The sequence below is a fragment of the Dietzia psychralcaliphila genome, assembly GCF_003096095.1.
Taxonomy (GTDB): Bacteria; Actinomycetota; Actinomycetes; order Mycobacteriales; family Mycobacteriaceae; genus Dietzia; species Dietzia psychralcaliphila.
The window spans coordinates 911449-931772 of the sequence record NZ_CP015453.1 but is presented as its reverse complement, the minus strand read 5'-3'; the positions used below and the strand labels follow the sequence as shown (position 1 = coordinate 931772).

The window sequence follows — 20324 nt, the reverse complement described above, 5'->3', positions numbered from 1 at the left end:
GCCCCCCAGAGGCGATACTGTTGCCCTCGTGGCCACCAAGACCAAGGAACTGCTCAACAAGGTGAACCGGCGGGGCCCCTACGGGGTCGACACCGGCGACCTCGGGTTCACCGGGACGCCCGGCGCCGTGTTCGTCCCGCGTGACGCGCCGTCGCCCGCCCCACTGGTGGGTTTCGCCCACGACTGGACCAAGGGGCCCCGCGACTACGTCGACACGCTCAAACACCTCGCGTCGTGGGGTTTCGTCGTGGTGGCGCCGGCGACCGACAGGTCCCCCCGCCCGAACCACCAGCACTTCGCCGACCACCTGTCGGCCGCGATCGAGGACGTCCTGCAGGCCAGACTCGGCCGGGGGACCGTCCGTGCGGATCCGCGCCGGATCGGGTTGGCCGGGCACGGACTCGGCGGCGGGGTCTGCGCCCTACTGGCCTCCCAACGCACCGATATCGAGGCGGTGGCCATGGTCTTCCCCACCGAGACCGTTCCCGACGCCGCCGACCGCGCGATCACCATCGACGCACCGGCACTGCTGCTGTCGGCGTCCGGTGGTGTCCACGCCGAGGACGCGAAGGCGCTCCACCTGGCATGGCGCGGCCCGATCGTGCACCGACGCCTCGAGAAGGCCATCGAGACCGGCCTGGTCGAGGGCGCGCCACTGCTCAAGTACGTCGGGCTCGCGGACCCGGACCGCCGCACGCAACGCGCGGTGCGCCCACTGTTGGCGGGGTATCTCCTGACCACGCTCGCCGGTGACGACACCTACTCGGTGTTCGCGGACCCGGAGGAGAAGCTCAAGGACACCGTCACTGTCACCGACCAGCTGCTGGACGATGAAGACGGCGACCTGGTGGCCGGCGCACCGCCGCTGCTCAGGCTGGTCAAGAGCGTCACCGGCACCTGAGGGCGGCTCACCGCCCCGGACAGGTCAGACCTGCCCCGGCCGGCTCAGACCGCGGTGACCAGCCCCGCCAGTCGTTCGGCCACCTCACGGGCGCAGTGCGCATCCTCGGCCTCGACCATCACACGGACCAGCTGCTCGGTTCCCGACGGGCGCAGGAGCACCCTGCCGCTCGAACCGAGTCGCGCCTCCTCGGCGGCCACGGCGTCGCCGAGCACCGAGGACGCCACGACCGCTGCCTTGTCGTCCACCGGCACGTTGATCAGTACCTGCGGGAGCACCGTCATCACGGCGGCGAGCTCGGCCAGTGCTCTGCCCGTCTCCGCCATCCGCGCCATGATGCGGAGACCGGTGAGGACGCCGTCGCCGGTGGTCGCGTGCGCAGGGAGGACGAGGTGTCCGGACTGCTCGCCACCGAGGCTGTACCCGCCCTCGCGGAGACGCTCGAGGACGTATCGGTCCCCCACCTTGGTCTCGGTGACCTGGATCCCGGCGGCCTGCATGGCCACCTTGAGACCGAGGTTGCTCATGATCGTCGCCACGAGGGTGTCCCCCGCGAGCTCTCCGGAGTCCCGCATCGCCAGGGCGAGGATCGCCATGATCTGGTCGCCGTCGACGACCTCGCCCGAGGCGTCCACGGCGAGGCAGCGGTCGGCGTCGCCGTCGTGTGCCAGGCCGAGGTCCGCGCCGTGCTCGCGTACCGCCGCCCGGACGTCGTCGAGATGGGTGGAACCGCACCCGTCGTTGATGTTGTAGCCGTCGGGGCTGGAGTGGAGCTCGATCACGGTCGCCCCCGCGTCACGGTAGGCACGCGGCGCCGCGACGCTGGCCGCGCCGTTGGCGCAGTCGACCACGACGACGAGACCGTCCAGCCGTCCCGGCGTGGCGTCGAGCAGGTGCCGGACATAACCGTCCAGGGCGTCCTCCGACGATGCGCGTGAGATCCGGCCGACCGCCGCCCCGGTGGGGCCGGTGATCGCGCCCTCCGTCAGGGCACCCTCGATCCGGTCCTCCATGTGGTCGCCGAGCTTGTGCCCGCCCGCGGCGAAGAACTTGATCCCGTTGTCGGGCATCGCGTTGTGTGAGGCCGAGATGACCGCACCGAGCTCCGCGCCGTGCTGGGCCGTCAGATGAGCGACGGCCGGGGTCGGGAGTTCACCGACACACAGGACGTCCACGCCCTGGCTTGCCAGGCCCGCGGCGAGGGCCGCCTCCAGCATCTCCCCCGACGCCCGGGGGTCCCGGCCGATCACCGCCAGTGGGCGGGTCGAGGTGTTCCGCGCCAGGGTGGCACCGGTCTCGGCTGCCAGGACGGACGCGGCAGCCGCCCCGAGGCGGACCGCCAGGTCCACGGTGAGCGTCCGATTGGCGAGTCCGCGAACCCCGTCGGTGCCGAAAAGTCGGGTCATGGTGCGTGATCCTCCGGGGTAGTGGGACCGCCACCGCACGCGAGGTGGGTGTACCGGGCCGGGTAAGGATATCCCCGGCCGTGAGGTCCCTTGGAAAACGAGCCAGAGCAGGCCCCCGCGAGTGCGGGCGCCTGCTCTGGGGTATCGAGCGCGTAGATCAGCGCTTCGAGTACTGCGGTGCCTTACGGGCCTTCTTGAGGCCGGCCTTCTTGCGCTCGACGGCGCGGGCGTCCCGGGTGAGGAAGCCGGCCTTCTTGAGGGCCGGGCGGTCGTCCGGGGCGTACTCGATGAGCGCACGGGCGATGGCCAGGCGCAGCGCGCCGGCCTGACCCGAGGGCCCACCACCGTGGAGGAGGCTCACGATGTCGAACTGCTCCTCGCGCTCGACGAGGACCAGCGGCGACTTGACGAGCTGCTGGTGCACCTTGTTCGGGAAGTACTCCTCGAGAGTACGACCGTTCAGGGTGAACTGACCGGAGCCGGGCACGAGGCGGACGCGGGCGACGGCCTCCTTGCGACGTCCCACCGCCTGCGTCGGACCGGAGGACACGATCGGCGCCAGCTGGGTCTCGGCGTCGGCCACGAAGTCGCTGCCACCGGCGTAGTCGGCCTCGCTGTAGTCCTCGGCGACCTCGGCGGCGAGTTCCGCCACCGTGTCATCGGCGAGCTCGGCCTCGGGGGTGATGTTCTCGTCGGTCACTGGGCCACCTGCTTGATCTCGTAGGGCACGGGCTGCTGGGCGGCGTGCGGATGCTCGGGGCCCGCGTACACCTTCAGCTTGGAGGCAACGGCACGACCGAGCTTGTTGCTCGGGAGCATGCCCTTGACAGCCTTCTCGACGACGCGGTCGGGGCGCGTGTCCATGGCCTTGCCGAGGGACTGCGACTTGAGCCCGCCCGGGAAACCGGAGTGGCGGTGATGCATGACGCGCTCGCGCTTGTTAGACGAGATCGCGACCTTGTCGGCGTTGATGATGATGACGAAGTCGCCGGTGTCGGCGTTCGGGGCGAACTGCGGCTTGTGCTTGCCGCGGAGAATGTTGGCGACCTGTACGGCGAGTCGACCGAGAACCACATCAGTGGCGTCGATGACGTACCAGGCGCGCGTCACGTCCCCGGGCTTGGGGGTGTACGTGGACACAGGCGATACCTCTGTCTGTCTAGTGGGGCTGCCGGCCTGTCGGACGCCCACCCCCTCGCGCGGCGGCCGGTGGTGACCCGCGGAGGCGGTCCGTCGATCCCCGGCAACGGGGACGACACGGACGCCAGCGGCCTAGCCTACCGCCCGGGGGACGACACTCCAACTCGCCGATCACGGCGACCGGCGACCATCAGTTAGACTCTCCCCCGGTTCCCGCCCTCGTAGCTCAGTGGATAGAGCACGGCTCTCCTAAAGCCGGTGTCGGAGGTTCGATTCCTCTCGAGGGCACCACAGCGCACGTGACGAGACCGCACATCACGAGTCGGCGCGAACCGAGACTGCACGTGCCGAGACCCCCGATGCACCGACGGGACGCACCGACGGCATGCCCCGTCATTTCGCACCGCCGTTTCGCACCGTTGATTCGCACCGCCGTTCCGCACCGCCGTTTCCCACCGCCGTTTCCCACCGTCGACAGACCCGGGGCCCCGACCCGACCGGCTCCACCGGCCGCGTGGCGTTGCCGAGCCGGTCAGGATCGCAGGAGTGCCAGGAGTGGACCGCGCCCGCCGGGGTGGCCCGCGCGAGCCCTTGACACGCTTTCATGCACGTATAATGATCTGTGCATGTCAGGGTGACCGCCTCCGCCTCCGGCTGCCGCGCGGCGCGCGGCGCGCGGCGCGCGACCTCGGTGCGCCAGGGCCGGGACGCCAGTCACCCCCTGACCGACGAGCACGTGAGCCACGTGTGACCCGACGCCTTCCGCCACAACCAGGAGCAACAGCCATGACCGTGACCGACCACCCCACCGCCGAGTCCCACTCACACACCCACGGACCCGGCTGCGGCCACGAGGCCGTGGTTCACGAGGACCACGTCGACTACCTGCACGACGGCCACCTGCACCGGGAGCACGACGGCCACTACGACGAGTGCACCACCTGCTCGTGTGACAACTGCACTGACAGCTGCGCCGTGTGCACCTGCACGGACTGCACGTGCCCGACCTGCAATCACAACGTGTGCTCATGCGACAACTGCGGGGAGCGCCACGAGTGCGCGAACTGCGTCTGCGACGACTGCACCTGCGCGACCTGCAAGCACGCCGCCTGACCTGCAGTCACCCCGTCTGACCCGTCTAACGCACCCGAGCCCGCTGATGAGTCATCAGCGGGCTCGGGTGCATCACGGGGGTCAGCGTCGCAGGGTCGCGGAGAACGCCCCGGTGAGCGCGAGGATCGGCAGGCCGATGAACAGGTGCACTATGGCTGCGGCCAACCCGTCGAGGAACGGCACCGTCACGAGCAACGGCAGCGCCACCGCGGCGATGATCAGCAATCCGACGGTCCAGGAGAAGAACTGCTGGGGGTTGGCGGTGCCCACCAGCAGCAGGTACCACAGGAGCCCGGCCAGGATCGCGGCCACCGCCCCGTACACGGCGTACATGGTGGGGGTGTTGCCACCGTTCGCCCACTGGTGCCCGAAGCGGCCGAACACCGCGTCGACCACCCACGCGATCAGCCACCCGGCGATCGCCGCCACGAGTGCCGTGGCGGCGACGCTGCCCAGGAACTTCCCCACGTCGAGTGCGGGGCCGCGGGACTCGCGGCGCTCCGGATACGCGGCCTCGTTCGAGTAGGGCTCGTCGTACCCTGGGTCTCCGCCCATCTGCGAGTACGCGCGCGAATCGGGTTGCCCCATGCGCCGCGTCTGGTCGTCTTGTCCGGGATACATCTGCTTCAACCGCCTCCGAATCGGTGTGGTGGTCACCGAGGGTAGTCCCTTTCCCCCACGACTTCCCTCCCGTCGAGGTTCCGTCCCGACGGTGCACTTCCCCGACGACGCGACCCGCCCGACCGTTGTCCACGGTCGGGCGGGTCGGTACCGGGTTCGCCCGGGCGGGTGGATCAGTGGTTGATCGTCTTCTCCACACCGACGCCGGTGAGGGAGCGGACCTCCATCTCGACCCGCTTCTGCGGGAACTCGTCCTTCTTGCCGAGGAACGTACCGATGATGCCGAGCAGGAACGCCAGCGGGATCGACACGATGCCCGGGTTGGACAGGGGGAACAGCGCGAAGTCCATGTTGGGGATCATCGACTTCTCACTGCCGGAGACCGCCGGCGACAGCGCGATCAGCAGGAGTGTGCTGATCAGACCGCCGTACATGGAGAACAGCGCACCGGTCGTGTTGAACCGCTTCCAGAACAGCGAGTAGAGGATCGTCGGCAGGTTCGCCGAGGCCGCGATGGCAAAGGCGAGGGCGACGAGGAACGCGATGTTCTGCCCCATGGCCCCGATGCCCATGATGATGGACGCGATACCGATCACGACCACGGTGATCCGCGACACGCGCAACTGGTCCTTCTCGGTGGCCTGCCCGTGCTTGATCACCCCGTTGTAGATGTCGTGGGCGAACGACGCCGACGCGGTGATCGCCAGGCCCGCGACCACCGCGAGGATCGTCGCGAAGGCCACCGCCGAGATGATTCCGAGGAAGATCTCGCCGCCGAGCGCGAAGGCCAGCAGCGGGGCCGCCGAGTTCACGCCGCCCGGCGCCGCCTCGATGACGTCCGATCCCACCATCGCCGCGGCACCGAAGCCGAGGACGAGGGTGAACAGGTAGAAGGACCCGATGAGCGCGATCGCCCAGGTGACCGAGCGACGGGCCTCCTTGGCCGTGGGGACGGTGTAGAAGCGCATCAGCACGTGCGGGAGGCCGGCGGTACCGAAGACCAGGGCGATCGACAACGAGATGAAGTCGAGCTTGCTGGTCTCGGTGGCACCGTACTGGAGACCCGGGCTGAGGAGGTCCTTGCCGGAATTGGCCACGGCCTCGCCGAGGAGGGCCGAGAAGTTGCCCCGCACCGCCACCAGGACGAACAGACACATGATCAGCACGCCGCCGACGAGCAGAACGGCCTTGACCATCTGCACGTAGGTCGTGCCCTTCATGCCGCCGACAAGGACGTAGACGATCATCAGGAGTCCGACGGCCGCGACGACGATCGCCTGTCCGGTCGAGTCGTTGATGTTGAGCAGCAGGGCGACCAGTCCACCCGCGCCCGCCATCTGGGCGATGAGGTAGAAGAGGCAGACCGCCAGGGTCGCCAGCGCGGCGGCCATGCGGACGGGCCGCTGGTTGAGTCGGAAACTGAGCACGTCGGCCATGGTGAACCGACCGGTGTTACGCATCAGCTCGGCGACGAGCAACAGTGCGACCAACCAGGCCACCAGGAAGCCGATGGAGTAGAGGAAACCGTCATAGCCGTTGATGGCGATGGCGCCGGCGATGCCGAGGAACGAGGCCGCCGAGAGATAGTCGCCGGCGATCGCGAACCCGTTCTGCGGTCCCGTGAAGGTCGAGCCACCGGTGTAGAAGTCCTTGGTGGATTTGGTCGACTTGGAGGCGCGCAGCACGAGGGTCATGGTGATGACGATGAAGACGCCGAACACGACCATGTTGAGCAGGGTGCTTCCGACCTGCTCTCCCGGTGTGAGTTCGTTGATGTTGATCAGCCAGTCGTCCATCAGGCCACCTCACCTTCCAGCTCGTGGCGGATCGCAGCCGCGCGGGGATCGATCACGCGGTTGGCGAACCGGATGTAGAGGAACGTGATGAGGAACGTCGTGACGAACTGTGCCAGCCCGATGATCAGACCCCAGGTGATGTTCCCGAAGACCTTGGTCCCCATGAAATCGGTCGCGTAGACCGCCAGTAGCACGTAGAGGAAGTACCAGAGGAGGAAGGCGATCGTCATGGGGAAGACGAACGCCCTGAACTTGCTGCGCAACTCCTGAAATTCCGGGCTGGAGTGCATCGCCTCGAAGTCAGCCGCTTCCGGGCTGCGTCGGGACGATCCTCCCACCGGGGGATCAGCTGGTTGGGACACGGAGGTCCTCCGTTTCGGTTCTCTCGAGGCACACCTCTGTAGTGATGCGCCTCACAGACTAGGACTGGAGAAGTGTGACACGTGACACAGGAGTTTGCCGAGACGAATCCCCCCGGCATGGGCGGGGACGGCAAATGCGGTGGTGACGGCACCCCCATCCGTGGGGTGCCGTCACCTAATCCGGGGGGTCGGCGGCTCGGTGACCGGGTCAGACGCCGCCCCGTTGGCCTATCGCGGCGGCGAACACGCGGACGATCTCCTCGGGCGTACGGGCCACGTGACTACTGCCTCCCGTCGCCCGGGAGATCTCGGCGAGGGTCTCCGGATCCGCGTCGTCGAGCAGGCCGACGGTCACCACGATCACCGGCCTGGACGGGTCGACCATCTCACGGAGTCTGTCCAGGAAATCATCCCCGGCCAGGCCCGACACGGTGTCGTTGGCCCCGTCGGAGATCACGATGATGGAGTTGATCATGTCGGGGTCGTAGGTGGATCGGACCATTGCGTATGCGTCGAGGACGGTCCGATGGAGATCCGTGCCGCCACCGACCACACCGGGCAGCGACGCCAGGGCAGCCGCGAGCGAGTCCCGGTGGATCCCCTCGGCGGTCGGGACCTCGAGGCGCTGGATCGGGGCCACCTCCACGTACGGGTTCCCGTCCCGCCCCGCGGCCCCGCCGAACGCCCACACTCCGAGCGCGGCGTCGTCGGGGAACTGTCCGAGGCCCGCCGCCGCGGTGTCGACGAGTGCCTGGATCCTCGTGTAGTCCGTCCCCGCCATCGGGAAACCCATGGACCCCGAGGTGTCCACCAGGACCAGGGATCGGCCCGGAGTGGCGAGCAACCGCCATCGCTGCAGCGCGCTGTGCAGACGGTTCGGGTCGCGGACCACCAGGGCCTCGACCTCACCGACTCCTGCCCCTCCGGCCAGAGGTGCCCGGTCCGCGCCCCTGAACCCGTCCTCGGCGAGCCCGGAGGCGAAATCTGTCGAAGCGGTGGCGGCACGCAACTCCTCCGCGGCCTCGGTGACCTCGTCCCTGCGGACCGGGTCCTGGGTGGTCACGGCGAGGGGGTACCCGAGGAACACCGCGCCGGTACGCGGAGCAGCAAGGACGAGCCCCGACTCCGGTGCGTCCCGCCGGGCCAGCTCGGCCTGCTGCTCGCTCACGATCGCGGCACCGCCGGCGCCGGAGACCCGGTCGAGCAGGTCGCGCGCCGTCGGGGGGACGTCCTGGCGGCCGGCCTGGCCCTGCGCGAGCGCGGCCATGGAGGTGGCGAGCGCCTCGGCCGTCGAACGCATCGTCTCGACCTCCGAGGTCGCCGCGAGGATCGGCGCGTCGGCGGATCCGGAACGGACCGGGTCGCCCATCGCCAGCCGCGGCGTGGCGAGAGCGGACGTCCACGTGGACAAATCGAGCTCGATACCACTGGAGGCGATGATCACCGGGGTCGACGCGATGGAGTTGAGGACGGTCTCGAAGGGGATCTGCACGTCCTGGGACACCTGTGCGAGTCGGACCGCGGAGTCCGGGACCCAGATGTCCGGCAGATCCTGCCCGGAGACGAACCGAACCGCCATGTCCGCCGAGGAGGCCGCCGCGACCTCGTAGGAGTAGCACCCTCCCGCCCCGCCGGCGAGGGTCTCCACGTGGTCGACGATGTCGGGTTCGGCGGCCACGGTGACCTCGGCCGCGTCGATGCAGAACCCTCCCACCCCGGCCCTGGACAGGCCTGCGACCACGACCCCGATGATGAGGACCGCCGCCAGGAGCCCCAGTCCCACGTGGACGACCCCGCGGGCCGTCGACTTCTCCCCGCGCGACGACGCACTGTGCCTGGCGGCCATCCTCGGCTCTCCCCCTGCGGTCTCCGGTCCCCGGGGCGCATGCCAATCGCCTCCTCGGGCGGATCCGGGCGCTGGAATAGTAACCGGCCGGGACCGCAGACGGTCAGGTCATCTCCCGCGGAACACGGGGGGCCTCTTCTCCTCGCGGGCGGCGCGCGCCTCCGCCATGTCCTCGCTGCGCCAGGCCCGCTGCTGGAGCTCGGTGTGCTCCTCGCGGGGAAGGAGCCGTGCGTCGTCGTCATTGATCACGGATTTGATGTGCCGCAGGCTGAGCGGGGCGAAACGCGAGATCTCGGCGGCCAGCTCCATCGCCGTGTCCAGGCCGCCGATCTCGTTGGCCAACCCGATCCGGGCCGCCTCCTCCGCCCCGACGGGACGAGCGGCCATGAGGACCGACCGGGCGTGCCCTCCCCCGACCACGTTGGCGAGTCGCTTGATCGTCCAGTTGTCCAGTGCGAGGCCCACCTTGACGACGGGGACGGCGAACACCGCGCCGGGAGCCACCACGCGGAGGTCCGCGGCCAGGGCGAGTTGGACCCCGGCGCCCACGGCGGGCCCGTTGACGGCCGCGATCACAGGGACCGGCACCGACTCCACGGCCCTGAGCATCGCCGCGTGGGCGTCGTAGAAGTTCAGGTTGTAGACACCACCTGACAGGTCCGCGCCGGCGCAGAAGGCCGTCCCCGCCCCGGTCACGACGATCGCGCGAACCGGGTCCTCGCCCTCGGCCGCGGCGCCCGCGGAGTCGATCGCCTCCCGCAGGGCCGTACACACCTCGGCGTCGAGGGCGTTGCGGGTGCTGTGCCGGTCGATGGTGACGACGGCGACGGAACCGTCCCTGCGTGTGTCGATCATGGCGGCGGGGCCTCCTGGTACGTCGCGGGCTGGTACGTCGCGGGGGTACTACCCTGCACCCCGCGACCGACGATACCTGCTGGTGAGCGTGCCCACCGTACGATGCGTCCATGGCACGAACCGGAGCTATGCAGATCCTCGACATGGTCCTCGACGACAGCTCGTTCCGGTCCTGGGACGGCGCCCCGCTGCGGTCACCTCAGGTCGACTCGGTCCCGGGTTACGAGGCGTCCCTCGAGCGCGCGGCCCGAGCCTCCGGTGTGGACGAGTCCGTCATCACCGGTGAGGGGACCCTTCTGGGTCGGCGAGTCGTGTTCATCGCCTGCGAGTTCGACTTCCTGGCCGGGTCGATCGGCATCGCGGCGGCCGAACGGATCGTGTCGGCGATCGAGCGCGCCACCGCCGAGCGCCTGCCGATCCTGGCCTCTCCGACGTCGGGCGGGACCCGCATGCAGGAGGGCACGATCGCCTTCCTCCAGATGGTCAAGATCTCCGCCGCCGTGGCCGGACACAAGACGGCCGGACTGCCCTACCTGGTGTACCTGCGCCACCCGACCACCGGTGGCGTGTTCGCCTCGTGGGGGTCGTTGGGCCACGTGTCCGTCGCCGAACCCGGCGCCCTGATCGGGTTCCTGGGGCCCCGGGTCTACGAGGCCCTCTACGACGCCCCCTTCCCCGAGGGCGTCCAGGTCTCGGAGAACCTCGCCCGCCGCGGGATGATCGACGGGGTGCTCCCTCCCGAGGGGGTCCGGGATCTCACCGCACGGGCACTGCGTGTGCTCTGCGAGGACCCGCCCTCCCGGGACGAGCCGACGCCGCCGCACGGCCCCGTCCCCGAGCCGGAGACCGACGACGCCGCGGCACCGGACGCGTGGGACGCCATCACCCGGTCCCGCCGCGGCGACCGCCCGGGGGCGCGCGCGTTCCTCGCCCGGGTCTCCCCGGACCGGGTGCCCCTGTCCGGTACCGGGCAGGGCGAGGACAGCGGCTCGCTCCTGCTCTCCCTGGCACGGTTCCGTGGCCAGTCCGCCGTGGTACTGGCCCAGGACCGTGACGCGGAGAACGAGACGAGCCCGCTCGGCCCGTCCGCTCTGCGGTCGGCGCGACGCGGCATGCGGATCGCCGCCGAGGTCGGGGTCCCACTGGTCCTGTTGATCGACACCCGCGGTGCGGCGCTGTCCCGCGAGGCGGAGGAGGGGGGCCTGGCCGGTGAGATCGCGCGCAGCCTGGCCGATCTGGTCACCCTGCCCACCCCGACGGTCTCGGTGATCCTCGGTCAGGGCACGGGTGGCGCCGCGCTGGCGATGCTCCCGGCCGACCGGGTGCTGTGCGCCCGTCACGGGTGGCTCGCCCCGCTCCCTCCCGAGGGGGCGAGCGCGATCCTGTACCACGACACCTCCCGGGCACCCGAGGTGGCGCGGTCGCAGGGAATCACCTCGGCCGACCTCCACGAGGCGGGGATCGTGGACGTGGTGGTACCCGAGCGGCCGGACGCGGCGGACGAGCCGGACGCCTTCTGTGACCGCATGGCCGACGCCGTCGCCTCCGCGCTGATCGAGGTCCGGCGGCGTCCCCCCGAGCGGAGGTACGCGGAGCGGATGTCCCGCTATCGGGAGCTCGGCCTGCGACTAGAGTGAACCGGGTCACAGTCCGTCGGCTCTGATCGGCGGACACACTCCCGCACGTGAGGGGCCCACCCGATGTCGAATTCCCCGACCTCGTCGACCTACGCCGACGCGCACAGGCTCTCGATCGCCGACCCCGACGCCTTCTGGCTCGAGGTGGCCGGGGGGATCGACTGGACCACACCCCCCACGACCGCGGTCGACGGCTCACGACCGCCCTTCTACCGCTGGTTTCCCGACGGCGAACTCAACACGTCCTACAACTGCATAGACCGCCACGTCGAGGCGGGACGTGGGGATCAGGCGGCGTTCATCTACGACTCGGCGGTGACCGGGGTCAAGGAGACCATCACCTACTCCCAACTCCTCGCGCAGGTCGAGGCGTTCGCCGGTGCGCTCGCAGCCGAGGGGGTGGGGCGCGGGGACCGGGTCGTCATCTACATGCCGATGGTCCCGCGTGCGGCGGTGGCGATGCTCGCGTGCGCCCGGCTCGGTGCCGTGCACTCCGTGGTGTTCGGGGGCTTCGCCGCACCGGAGTTGGCCATCCGGATCGACGACGCCCGGCCGAAGGTCGTGGTGACCTCGCCCGGCGGCATCGAACCCACCCGCAAGGTGCCGTACTTCCCGATGGTCGCCAAGGCCCTGGGGCTCACGCGGCACGCCCCGGGTGCCGTGATCGTGGCCGGCCGTCCGGACCAGTTCCCGGACGAGACCTTCCCCGAGACGCCGGGCACCACCTGGACCGACTGGGATGAGGCCGTCGCCTCCTCGGAACCCGCCGCACCGGTCCCCGTCACGGCGACGGACCCGCTCTACATCCTGTACACCTCCGGGACCACGGGCCTGCCCAAGGGCGTGGTCCGGGACAACGGCGGTCACGCGGTCGCGCTGGCGTGGTCGATGTGGAACGTCTACGGGGTCCGCCCCGGTGAGGTCTGGTGGACGGCCTCGGATGTCGGCTGGGTGGTCGGCCACTCCTACATCGTCTACGGGCCCCTACTGGTGGGCGCCACGTCGATCATCTACGAGGGCAAACCTGTCGGCACCCCGGACGCCGGCGCGTTCTGGCGCGTGATCTCCGACCACCGGGCCGTGGCCCTGTTCACCGCCCCGACCGCCATCAGGGCGATCCGCAAGGTGGACCCGGAAGGCGGGGAGGTCGGGAAGTACGACCTGTCCTCCATGCGCACCCTGTTCTGCGCGGGCGAGCGCCTGGATCCGGACACCTACCGGTGGGCCACCGACACTCTGGGGACACCCGTGGTGGACAACTGGTGGCAGACCGAGACCGGGTGGCCGATCGCCTCGAATCTGCGCGGGCTCGACCCGATGCCGATCAAGGCCGGGTCCCCGACGGTGCCCGTGCCCGGTTACGACCTGCACGTCCTGGACTCCCAGGGCACCCCCCTGCCCGCCGGGGAGGAGGGGAACCTGGCGATCAGACTGCCGATGGCGCCGGGCACCCTGTCGGGCCTGTGGGACGACGACGAGAGGTTCGTCTCCTCCTACATGTCCGTGTTCGAGGGGTACTACTCGACCGGCGACGGCGGATACCTCGACGAGGACGGGTACGTCTACGTGATGGGACGAACCGACGACGTCATCAACGTCGCCGGGCACCGGCTGTCGACGGGCTCGATGGAGGCGGTGATCGCCACCCACCCCGCCGTGGCCGAGGCCGCGGTCATCGGTGTGAAGGACGAGCTCAAGGGTCAACGACCGGTCGGATACGTGGTCCTCAAATCCGGTCAGGTCCGGGACCCCGAGGAATTGCGGGCAGAGCTGGTGGCGATGGTCCGCGAGGAGATCGGCGCGGTGGCGACCTTCCGCGACTGCACGGTCGTTCAGGGTCTGCCCAAGACCCGCTCGGGCAAGATTCTGCGCAAGACGATGCGGCAGATCGCGGACGGGCAGGAGAACGTGACGGTCCCGTCGACGATCGAGGACCCGGGAGTGCTCGACGACCTGGCGCCCCTCCTGCGGCAACAGGAGTAGTACCCGAGCCCGCTCCCGGTCGAGGCGGCGTGGCGACGGAATTGGCCGCCCCGCACGGACGACGGCGCCCCGCCCTCCGGACGGGAGGGCGGGGCGGGGCGTGAGTGGTGCGACGGGTCGGGTCAGGCCTCGAGCAGGTCGATCACGAAGACCAGGGTCTTCCCGCCGAGCGGGTGCAGGGCCGCGGAGGTGCCGTAGGCCTTGTCCGGCGGGATGACCAGCTGGCGACGACCGCCGACCTTCATTCCCGGGATCCCCTCCTGCCAGCCCTGGATGAGGCCGTTGAGCGGAAAGGTGATGGACTCGCCACGGTCCCACGAGGAGTCGAACTGCTCGCCGGTCTCGTAGTCGACACCGACGTAGTGGACCGTGACCTTGCCACCGGCCACCGCCTCGGCGCCGTCCCCCACAGTGAGGTCCTCGCTGACGAGGTCAGTGGGCGCGGGGCCGGTCGGCCTGTCGATCTCGGGCTTGTCCATGGTGTCTCCTCCTGGAGTCCGGTTCCCGGACTCAGCGCTGGCTGATCGGGGTGAAACTCCGCTCGGCCGGGCCGGTGTAGACCTGGCGCGGGCGGTTGATCTTGGTGGACGGATCCTCGCGCATCTCGCGCCAGTGTGCGATCCATCCGGGCATCCGGCCGAGCGCGAACAGGACCGTGAACATCTCCGTGGGGAAGCCCATCGCGCGGTAGATCAGACCGGTGTAGAAGTCCACGTTCGGGTAGAGCTTGCGCTCGACGAAGTAGTCGTCGGCCAGCGCCGTCTCCTCGAGCTTGAGCGCGATCTCGAGGAGCGGGTCGTTGCTCTGCGACAGCAGCGCGTGCGCGTGCTTCTTGGCGATCTGGGCGCGCGGGTCGTAGCTCTTGTAGACACGGTGACCGAAGCCCATGAGCTTGACGCCGTCGACCTTGTTCTTGACGCGGTCCATGTAATCGGTGGCGTCTCCGCCCTCCGACTCGATGCGCTCGAGCATCTCCAACACGGCCTGGTTGGCACCGCCGTGCAGCGGCCCGTACAGGGCGTTGATCCCGCCGGTGATGGACGCGTACAGCGGCGCCTCCGAGGAACCGACCATGCGGACGGTCGAGGTGGAGCAGTTCTGCTCGTGGTCGGCGTGGAGCACCAGCAGCATGTCGAGGGCGTCGGCGACCTCGTCGGTGACCTCATAATCCGGCCCGAACGTCATGCGGAGGAAGTTGCGGACGTACCCGAGCGAGGGATCCGGGTCGAGGGCGTCGTGGCCGGAGCGGATGCGCTCGATGGCCGCGGCGAGCGTCGGGCCGCGACCCAGCAGTCGGGCGGTGGCCAGGTCCACGGCCTTGGGGTCGTCGATGTCCAGGTCGTCCCCGTGGGTGCCGAACAGGCTCACGCCGGCGGAGAAGACGGGCATCGGGTGGGTGTCCCGCGGGAAGGCCTGCAGCAGCGGCATCATCTGGCCGGGCAGCGCGGTCTCACCGAGGACCTTCTCGGTGAACTCGGCGAGCTGGGCCTCCGTGGGGTCCTCACCGTAGATGAGCAGGTAGGAGACCTCGAGGAACGACGCGTTGTCGGCGAGCTGGTCGATCGGGTACCCGCGGTGGCGGAGGATGCCCTCGTTGCCGTCGATGAAGGTGATCGAGGAGGTGCACGCGGAGGTGTTGACGAACCCCACGTCGAGGGTGGTCATCCCCGTCTTGGCCAACAGCGGCCCGAGCTGCACCGCGTCACTACCGATGCTGGCGTCGACAACGTCTAGTTCGAGTTCACCGCCGGGGTAGGACAGTGTTGCCTTGCGGTCCGAACCGTTCGAGCCTGCGGTCACGCGATTCCCTCTCCGACGACTGGTCCCGGCGGCCATGTCCCGCCACGAATGTGCTGTGCCACACCCTACCGTGACGGCCGCCATCGCTCCGAAGCGTGCCGGTCCTCTCCCCCCGGGACCTCTCCGCCGGGCGGCGTCGTGGCGACGGCGCACATCAGGGCTGCAGTCGTCGGACCGTCCACCCTTCTTCTCCCCGAAGGCACTCGACCCGGTCGTGGAACCGGTCCCGGCCGCCCTGCCAGAACTCGACCCGGTCCGGACGGAGGCGGTACCCACCCCACCTGTCGGGCATCGGGATCTCCTCGACGTCCGACAGGCGTTCCTCCGCGATCGCGTAGAGCGCGCTCAACTCCTCGACGGTCTCCACCGGCTGCGACTGCTCCGACGCCCACGCCGCCACCTGGGACCCCCGGGGGCGCGTGCGCCAGTAGGCGAGGCTGTCCGCCCGGTCCAGCGGTCGGCACTCGCCCTCGACGTGGATCTGTCGCTCCACCACCAACCACGGGAACGTGGCCGATGCGTAACCGGACTCCGCCAACTGCGCGCCCTTGCGCGAGCTCGTCGTCGTGAAGAAGGTCAGGCCCCGTTCGTCCGCGCCCTTGCACAGGACCGTCCGCGTCGACGGCCGACGGTCGGCACCGACGGTGCCGAGCACCATCGCGTTGGGCTCGCGCACCCCCCGGCGCCCGGCCTCGTCGAGCCACGAGGCGAACAGCGGTAGCCAGTCCTCGTGCAGATCGGTCACGTCCAGGCTGGTGTGCAGGCCGTAACCGACCCGCATCGTGTCGAAGTCGGCCGGTTCGAGTACGGGATCCTCCATGACCCAGACGCTACTCCGAGCCGGGCACCGCCCCGACTAAGATGGAGTCGATCTGAAATCCCACCACAAGGAACGGCACCCCAAGAGCATGAGCGATCAGCTGCCCACCATCCCCGCCGACCTCAAGCCCGCCGACGGCCGCTTCGGCTGCGGCCCGTCCAAGGTCCGCCCCGAGCAGATCGCGGCCGTCTCCGCCGCCGCCACCTCCGTGATGGGCACCAGCCACCGCCAGGCGCCGGTCAAGGACGTCGTAGGCCGGGTCCGCGAAGGCCTGTCCTCGCTGTTCTCCCTCCCCGAGGGCTACGAGGTCGTGTTGGGCAACGGCGGTACCACCGCGTTCTGGGACGCCGCCGCGTTCGGCCTGGTGCGAGAGAAGTCCCTCCACCTGACCTATGGCGAGTTCTCCTCCAAGTTCGCCAAGGTCACCGGCGGCGCGCCGTTCCTGGCCGACCCGATCGTCATCTCCGCCGACCCGGGTTCGGCCCCCGAGCCCACCTCCGACCCGTCGGTCGACCTCATCGGCTGGGCGCACAACGAGACCTCGACCGGCGTCATGGTCCCCGTGACCCGCCCGGCGGGCTCGGAGAACGCACTCGTGGCGATCGACGCCACCTCCGGTGCCGGCGGCCTGCCCGTCGACATCTCCGACACCGACGTCTACTACTTCGCGCCCCAGAAGTGCTTCGCCTCCGACGGCGGCATCTGGGTCTCGATCATGAGCCCCGCAGCCCTGGACCGGGTCGCCGAGATCGCGGCGACGGACCGCTGGTGCCCGGACTTCCTGTCGCTGCCCACCGCGGTGGACAACTCCTCCAAGAACCAGACCTACAACACCCCGGCCGTGGCCACGCTGCTGATGTTCGCCGACCAGATCGAGTGGATGAACGCCGAGGGCGGCCTGGACTGGTGCGTCGCCCGGACCGGGGACTCGTCCTCCCGGCTCTACGACTGGGCCGAGGCCAGCGAGTACGCCACGCCGTTCGTCGCCGAGCCCGCCCACCGCTCGCTGGTCGTCGGCACCATCGACCTCGACGAGAGCATCGACGCGGCGAAGGTGGCCAAGACACTGCGGGCCAACGGCATCCTCGACACGGAGCCGTACCGCAAGCTCGGTCGTAACCAGCTGCGCATCGGCATGTTCCCGGCGATCGACCCCGAGGATGTCTCGCAGCTGACCCGCTGCATCGACCACGTGGTGGGCCAGCTCGGCTGACCCCACGACCGCTCCCCTCCCCGGGGCGCCTCTCCACGGTTTTCCGCAGCCCACCCGGCCCGTCACCGCGCCGGGTGGGCCGCGCTGGCCTACCATGTGGGGAACGCCCGGGACCCGGGGAGTGGGCCACTCAAGCCGCCCACGGGACCACGAGGAGTCGAGGAGGCGGCATGCGGAAGCTGAGGATCATCGGGGTGGACGCCGACTCGTCCGTGGTCGAGTGTGAGGTCCCGGACTCGGGCGAGAAGCTGGCCCTCCCCCTCGACGACCGGTTCCGCGCCGCCGCGAGGGGAGAGTCCGTGCCCCCGGAGGACGCCCGGCGCGTGCCCGTCACGGGCACGCTGCGCCCGCGCGAGATCCAGGATCGTATCCGGCACGGCGCCTCCCCCGAGGACGTCGCCGCCGACGCCGGGGTCCCGATGTCCCGGATCGAGGGCTTCGCCGTCCCCGTACTCCTCGAACGCGCGAACGCGGCCGACCTCGCCCGGGCGTCACATCCGGTGCTGCCGGACGGGCCGGCGCTCGACACTCTCGCCGACCGGGTCGAATCCGCCCTCGATCATCGTGGTGTCGACCCGGACGTCGTGGCCTGGGACGCCTGGCGCGACCGTGCAGGTGGGTGGATCGTGCGGACCTCCTGGCCCGCCGGCCTGTCCGACGACGCCTCGGCGACCTGGTCGTTCGTGCTCGACTCCCACGGTGGGTCGACCCGTGCGCTCGACGACGAGGCCCAGCGCATCCTCGACCCGTCCAGGACCACCGCCCTGCGTACCGTCTCGTCCCCTCCCCCGCTCCCGCCGGGCCCACCACCGATTCGCGCCGTGCCCACCCCCGGGAGACCCGCGCGGAGGGAACCGGGGCCCACCCCGGTGGAACGGTCGGAGCCCCCGGCCGAGACCTCGCCCGAGTCCGCACCGCCCGCCGCGGTGGGATCCGTCGACGACCACTTCCTGCAGCACCCGCCGGCCGAACCCGAGCGCCGCGCCGCCCGCCGACATCCCACCATGCCCTCGTGGGAGGACGTCCTGCTCGGTGTCCGCGGTAAGGACGACTGAGTTCAGCCATGGGCCACCACGTCGCGACCTTCTGGTATCTGGGCACCGACGACCCTTCCGCACCCATCAGGTCCGGCCACCCCTCGGACCCCGGGTTCGCCCGGCGTCTTCTCTCCCGGCTCTACCCGACCGTCACCGTCGCCTCGTTGGGGATGTTCCCCCTCAACCGTTCGGCCTCGACCGGTCCCGGGGAGATCTACGTGGGGTCCTTCCCCGGGCTGACCGTCCTCCAGGTCCAGCTCGAGTCGCCCGTGCTTCCGTCCGCGACCGACGACACGTGGCTGCGTCTCGTCGAGGCCCCCACGGTCCTGCTGTTCTCGCACGACCCCGACACCGGGGTCAGCGGGTTCGCCCGTTGGGAATCGGGGAGACTCGTCCGCTCGTTCGCCGGGGCCGACGACCGGATCGTCGAGGACGAGGGCATGCCCCTGCCGTTCGAACGGCCCTACTGGGCGGGCGAGTTCCCGCTCGACGGGGCCGACGCCATCTCGCTCGCGCTCCCCTTCTCGCCGTCGTCGTTACTCCACGCCGCACACCGCGACTGGCTGGGTTTCGATCTCTCCCCGGGCGGGCTGGACGTCCCCGTGCACGGCTTCGCCACCGACGGCCGCCGGGAGGTCCGCCAGCGCACCGCGCCCACGGGCGCCGCGGTCCACGTGGTGGGCTCTCCCGGTCGCGCCGAACTCCACGCCGCCAACCAACGCGACGCCGGCACCGGGAACAAGGGCGGGGGCAGGGGCGGGAGCCCGTCCTCCCCCTATGTCGACGACGACTACGAGCGGGCGACGCTCGTCCCCGCGGTGGCGCGGGCCGCCTCACCCGTCTCCGGAGCCGTACGCAGGGTCGCCGACGTCGTGGGCGACACCGTACGACGCGCCGGCGAAGCCATAAAGGGCCGTCTCTCGAACCGGCGGTGAGGAACGCCCCTGTTCAGCCCCGCGACCGCTCGTAGAACGCCACCGCCGCTGCCGTGGCCACGTTGAGCGAGTCCGTCCCGTCCGTCATGGGGATCGTCGCCCGGACGTCGCACGCCCGCATGGCGTGCTCGGTGAGACCGGGCCCCTCCGCGCCCAGGACGAAGGCCACCTTGTCGGCGTCCACGGCCCGCGACAGGGGCACATCTGCCGAGGGGGTCAGGGCCACGGTGCGGAAACCCCTCGCCTTGAGATCCCCGAGGGAGTGTTGCCAGGTGGTCGGCGTCCCCGGCAGATGCGCGAACGGCAGCCGCAGTACATGTCCCATGGACACGCGCACCACCCGCCGGTAGAGCGGGTCCCCGGTGGAGGCGCCGAAGAGCACCCCGTCGACACCGAGTGCCGCGCAGTTGCGGAAGATCGCGCCCAGGTTCTCGGGGTCGTTGACGCCCTCGAGCACCACGAGGGTCCGGGCGTCGTCCACGACGGCGCCGACCTCGAGCGGGGACGGTCGGTCGGCTGCGGCGAGGATGTCGCGGCTGGACCGGAACCCGATCACCTCACTGAGCACGTCCTTGGTGGTGCGCAGGTACACGGCGCCGGTGGCCCGCTCGTCGGCGTCCCAGCCCTCGGCGGTCGCCTCACGCCGCAGCTGCTGCAGTCGCGCGTCGGTTCCCAGCAGGACGTGCGGCCGGAACCGCGACAGGAGCATCCGACCCACCACGTAGGTGCCCTCCGCGATCACCAGGCCCCGACCTCCCGGGAGGTCGGGGCGACGGTCGGAGTGGTTGAGGTCGCGGAGATCGTCCAACCGGGGATCGGCGGGATCGGAGACGTCGACGACGAGCACTGCCGGCGCCCC

Annotated in this window: 19 protein-coding genes and 1 tRNA gene; 8 read left to right on the top strand and 12 right to left on the bottom strand. The window is 70.3% G+C overall.

The window, feature by feature from the left end; all coding sequences use genetic code 11:
- Positions 1–28 precede the first annotated feature (28 nt).
- Entirely contained in the window at positions 29–901 is an 873-nt protein-coding gene (locus A6048_RS04160; RefSeq protein ID WP_235027367.1) for a dienelactone hydrolase family protein, read from the top strand.
- 44 nt (positions 902–945) lie between these two features.
- Here A6048_RS04160 and glmM read toward each other — a convergent pair whose 3' ends face one another.
- From glmM to rplM, 3 genes are all read right to left on the bottom strand, one after another.
- Positions 946–2307, bottom strand: coding sequence for a phosphoglucosamine mutase (glmM, locus tag A6048_RS04155; RefSeq protein WP_107748652.1), 1362 nt, complete (start codon positions 2305–2307; stop codon positions 946–948).
- A 157-nt stretch (positions 2308–2464) separates the two neighbouring features.
- Positions 2465–3007: a 30S ribosomal protein S9 gene (gene rpsI / locus A6048_RS04150; protein ID WP_107748653.1), complete on the bottom strand. Its 543-nt coding sequence runs from the start codon at positions 3005–3007 to the stop codon at positions 2465–2467.
- Positions 3004–3447 (bottom strand): 50S ribosomal protein L13, encoded by a 444-nt coding sequence (rplM, locus tag A6048_RS04145; protein WP_107748654.1) that lies wholly within the window; start codon positions 3445–3447, stop codon positions 3004–3006. Before rplM ends, rpsI begins: the two co-directional genes overlap by 4 nt.
- 215 nt (positions 3448–3662) lie before the next feature.
- Between rplM and A6048_RS04140 the strand changes: the two genes are divergently transcribed.
- Both A6048_RS04140 and A6048_RS04135 read left to right on the top strand, forming a co-directional pair.
- A tRNA-Arg gene (locus A6048_RS04140) sits at positions 3663–3738 on the top strand.
- 495 nt (positions 3739–4233) lie between these two features.
- Entirely contained in the window at positions 4234–4560 is a 327-nt protein-coding gene (locus A6048_RS04135) for a hypothetical protein (RefSeq protein ID WP_107748655.1), read from the top strand.
- A gap of 81 nt (positions 4561–4641) precedes the next feature.
- On the opposite strand, the gene A6048_RS04130 is transcribed toward A6048_RS04135, so the two are convergent.
- The 5 genes from A6048_RS04130 to A6048_RS04110 form a co-directional block, all read right to left on the bottom strand.
- Complete coding sequence (locus A6048_RS04130; RefSeq protein WP_235027366.1) at positions 4642–5148, bottom strand: hypothetical protein; 507 nt, start codon at positions 5146–5148, stop codon at positions 4642–4644.
- A gap of 206 nt (positions 5149–5354) precedes the next feature.
- Positions 5355–6977 carry a solute symporter family protein gene (locus A6048_RS04125; protein WP_107748657.1) on the bottom strand — a complete coding sequence of 541 codons (1623 nt, stop codon included), beginning with the start codon at positions 6975–6977 and terminating at the stop codon, positions 5355–5357.
- Positions 6977–7267 (bottom strand): DUF485 domain-containing protein, encoded by a 291-nt coding sequence (locus tag A6048_RS04120; protein ID WP_235027368.1) that lies wholly within the window; start codon positions 7265–7267, stop codon positions 6977–6979. Before A6048_RS04120 ends, A6048_RS04125 begins: the two co-directional genes overlap by 1 nt.
- 280 nt (positions 7268–7547) lie before the next feature.
- Positions 7548–9185: a VWA domain-containing protein gene (locus tag A6048_RS04115; RefSeq protein WP_162845728.1), complete on the bottom strand. Its 1638-nt coding sequence runs from the start codon at positions 9183–9185 to the stop codon at positions 7548–7550.
- Positions 9186–9293: 108 nt separating this feature from the next.
- Positions 9294–10040 (bottom strand): enoyl-CoA hydratase, encoded by a 747-nt coding sequence (locus A6048_RS04110; protein ID WP_107748659.1) that lies wholly within the window; start codon positions 10038–10040, stop codon positions 9294–9296.
- A 110-nt stretch (positions 10041–10150) separates the two neighbouring features.
- On the opposite strand from A6048_RS04110, the gene A6048_RS04105 reads away from it, so the two are divergent.
- Entirely contained in the window at positions 10151–11677 is a 1527-nt protein-coding gene (locus A6048_RS04105; RefSeq protein ID WP_107748660.1) for a carboxyl transferase domain-containing protein, read from the top strand.
- Between the two features lie 63 nt (positions 11678–11740).
- Positions 11741–13660, top strand: a complete 1920-nt coding sequence (locus A6048_RS04100; protein WP_107748661.1) for a propionyl-CoA synthetase — start codon at positions 11741–11743, stop codon at positions 13658–13660.
- A gap of 122 nt (positions 13661–13782) precedes the next feature.
- Here A6048_RS04100 and A6048_RS04095 read toward each other — a convergent pair whose 3' ends face one another.
- From A6048_RS04095 to pdxH, 3 genes are all read right to left on the bottom strand, one after another.
- Positions 13783–14139, bottom strand: a complete 357-nt coding sequence (locus tag A6048_RS04095) for an FKBP-type peptidyl-prolyl cis-trans isomerase (RefSeq protein WP_107748662.1) — start codon at positions 14137–14139, stop codon at positions 13783–13785.
- Positions 14140–14170: 31 nt separating this feature from the next.
- Complete coding sequence (locus tag A6048_RS04090) at positions 14171–15460, bottom strand: citrate synthase (RefSeq protein ID WP_107748663.1); 1290 nt, start codon at positions 15458–15460, stop codon at positions 14171–14173.
- A gap of 154 nt (positions 15461–15614) precedes the next feature.
- Complete coding sequence (pdxH, locus tag A6048_RS04085; protein WP_107748664.1) at positions 15615–16280, bottom strand: pyridoxamine 5'-phosphate oxidase; 666 nt, start codon at positions 16278–16280, stop codon at positions 15615–15617.
- An 88-nt stretch (positions 16281–16368) separates the two neighbouring features.
- Here pdxH and serC point away from each other — a divergent pair, with 88 nt between their 5' ends.
- The 3 genes from serC (at position 16369) to A6048_RS04070 (ending at position 19465) form a co-directional block, all read left to right on the top strand.
- Positions 16369–17493 (top strand): phosphoserine transaminase, encoded by a 1125-nt coding sequence (serC, locus tag A6048_RS04080; protein WP_107748665.1) that lies wholly within the window; start codon positions 16369–16371, stop codon positions 17491–17493.
- A 170-nt stretch (positions 17494–17663) separates the two neighbouring features.
- The gene (gene sepH, locus A6048_RS04075) at positions 17664–18548 is read left to right on the top strand and encodes a septation protein SepH (protein ID WP_107748666.1); all 885 of its coding nucleotides are present in this window, start codon (positions 17664–17666) and stop codon (positions 18546–18548) included.
- 8 nt (positions 18549–18556) lie between these two features.
- Complete coding sequence (locus A6048_RS04070; RefSeq protein WP_107748667.1) at positions 18557–19465, top strand: DUF6928 family protein; 909 nt, start codon at positions 18557–18559, stop codon at positions 19463–19465.
- A gap of 13 nt (positions 19466–19478) precedes the next feature.
- Here A6048_RS04070 and A6048_RS04065 read toward each other — a convergent pair whose 3' ends face one another.
- A complete protein-coding gene (locus A6048_RS04065) occupies positions 19479–20312 on the bottom strand; it encodes a TrmH family RNA methyltransferase (RefSeq protein WP_107748668.1) in 834 nt (277 codons plus the stop codon).
- Between the last annotated feature and the right edge of the window lie 12 nt (positions 20313–20324).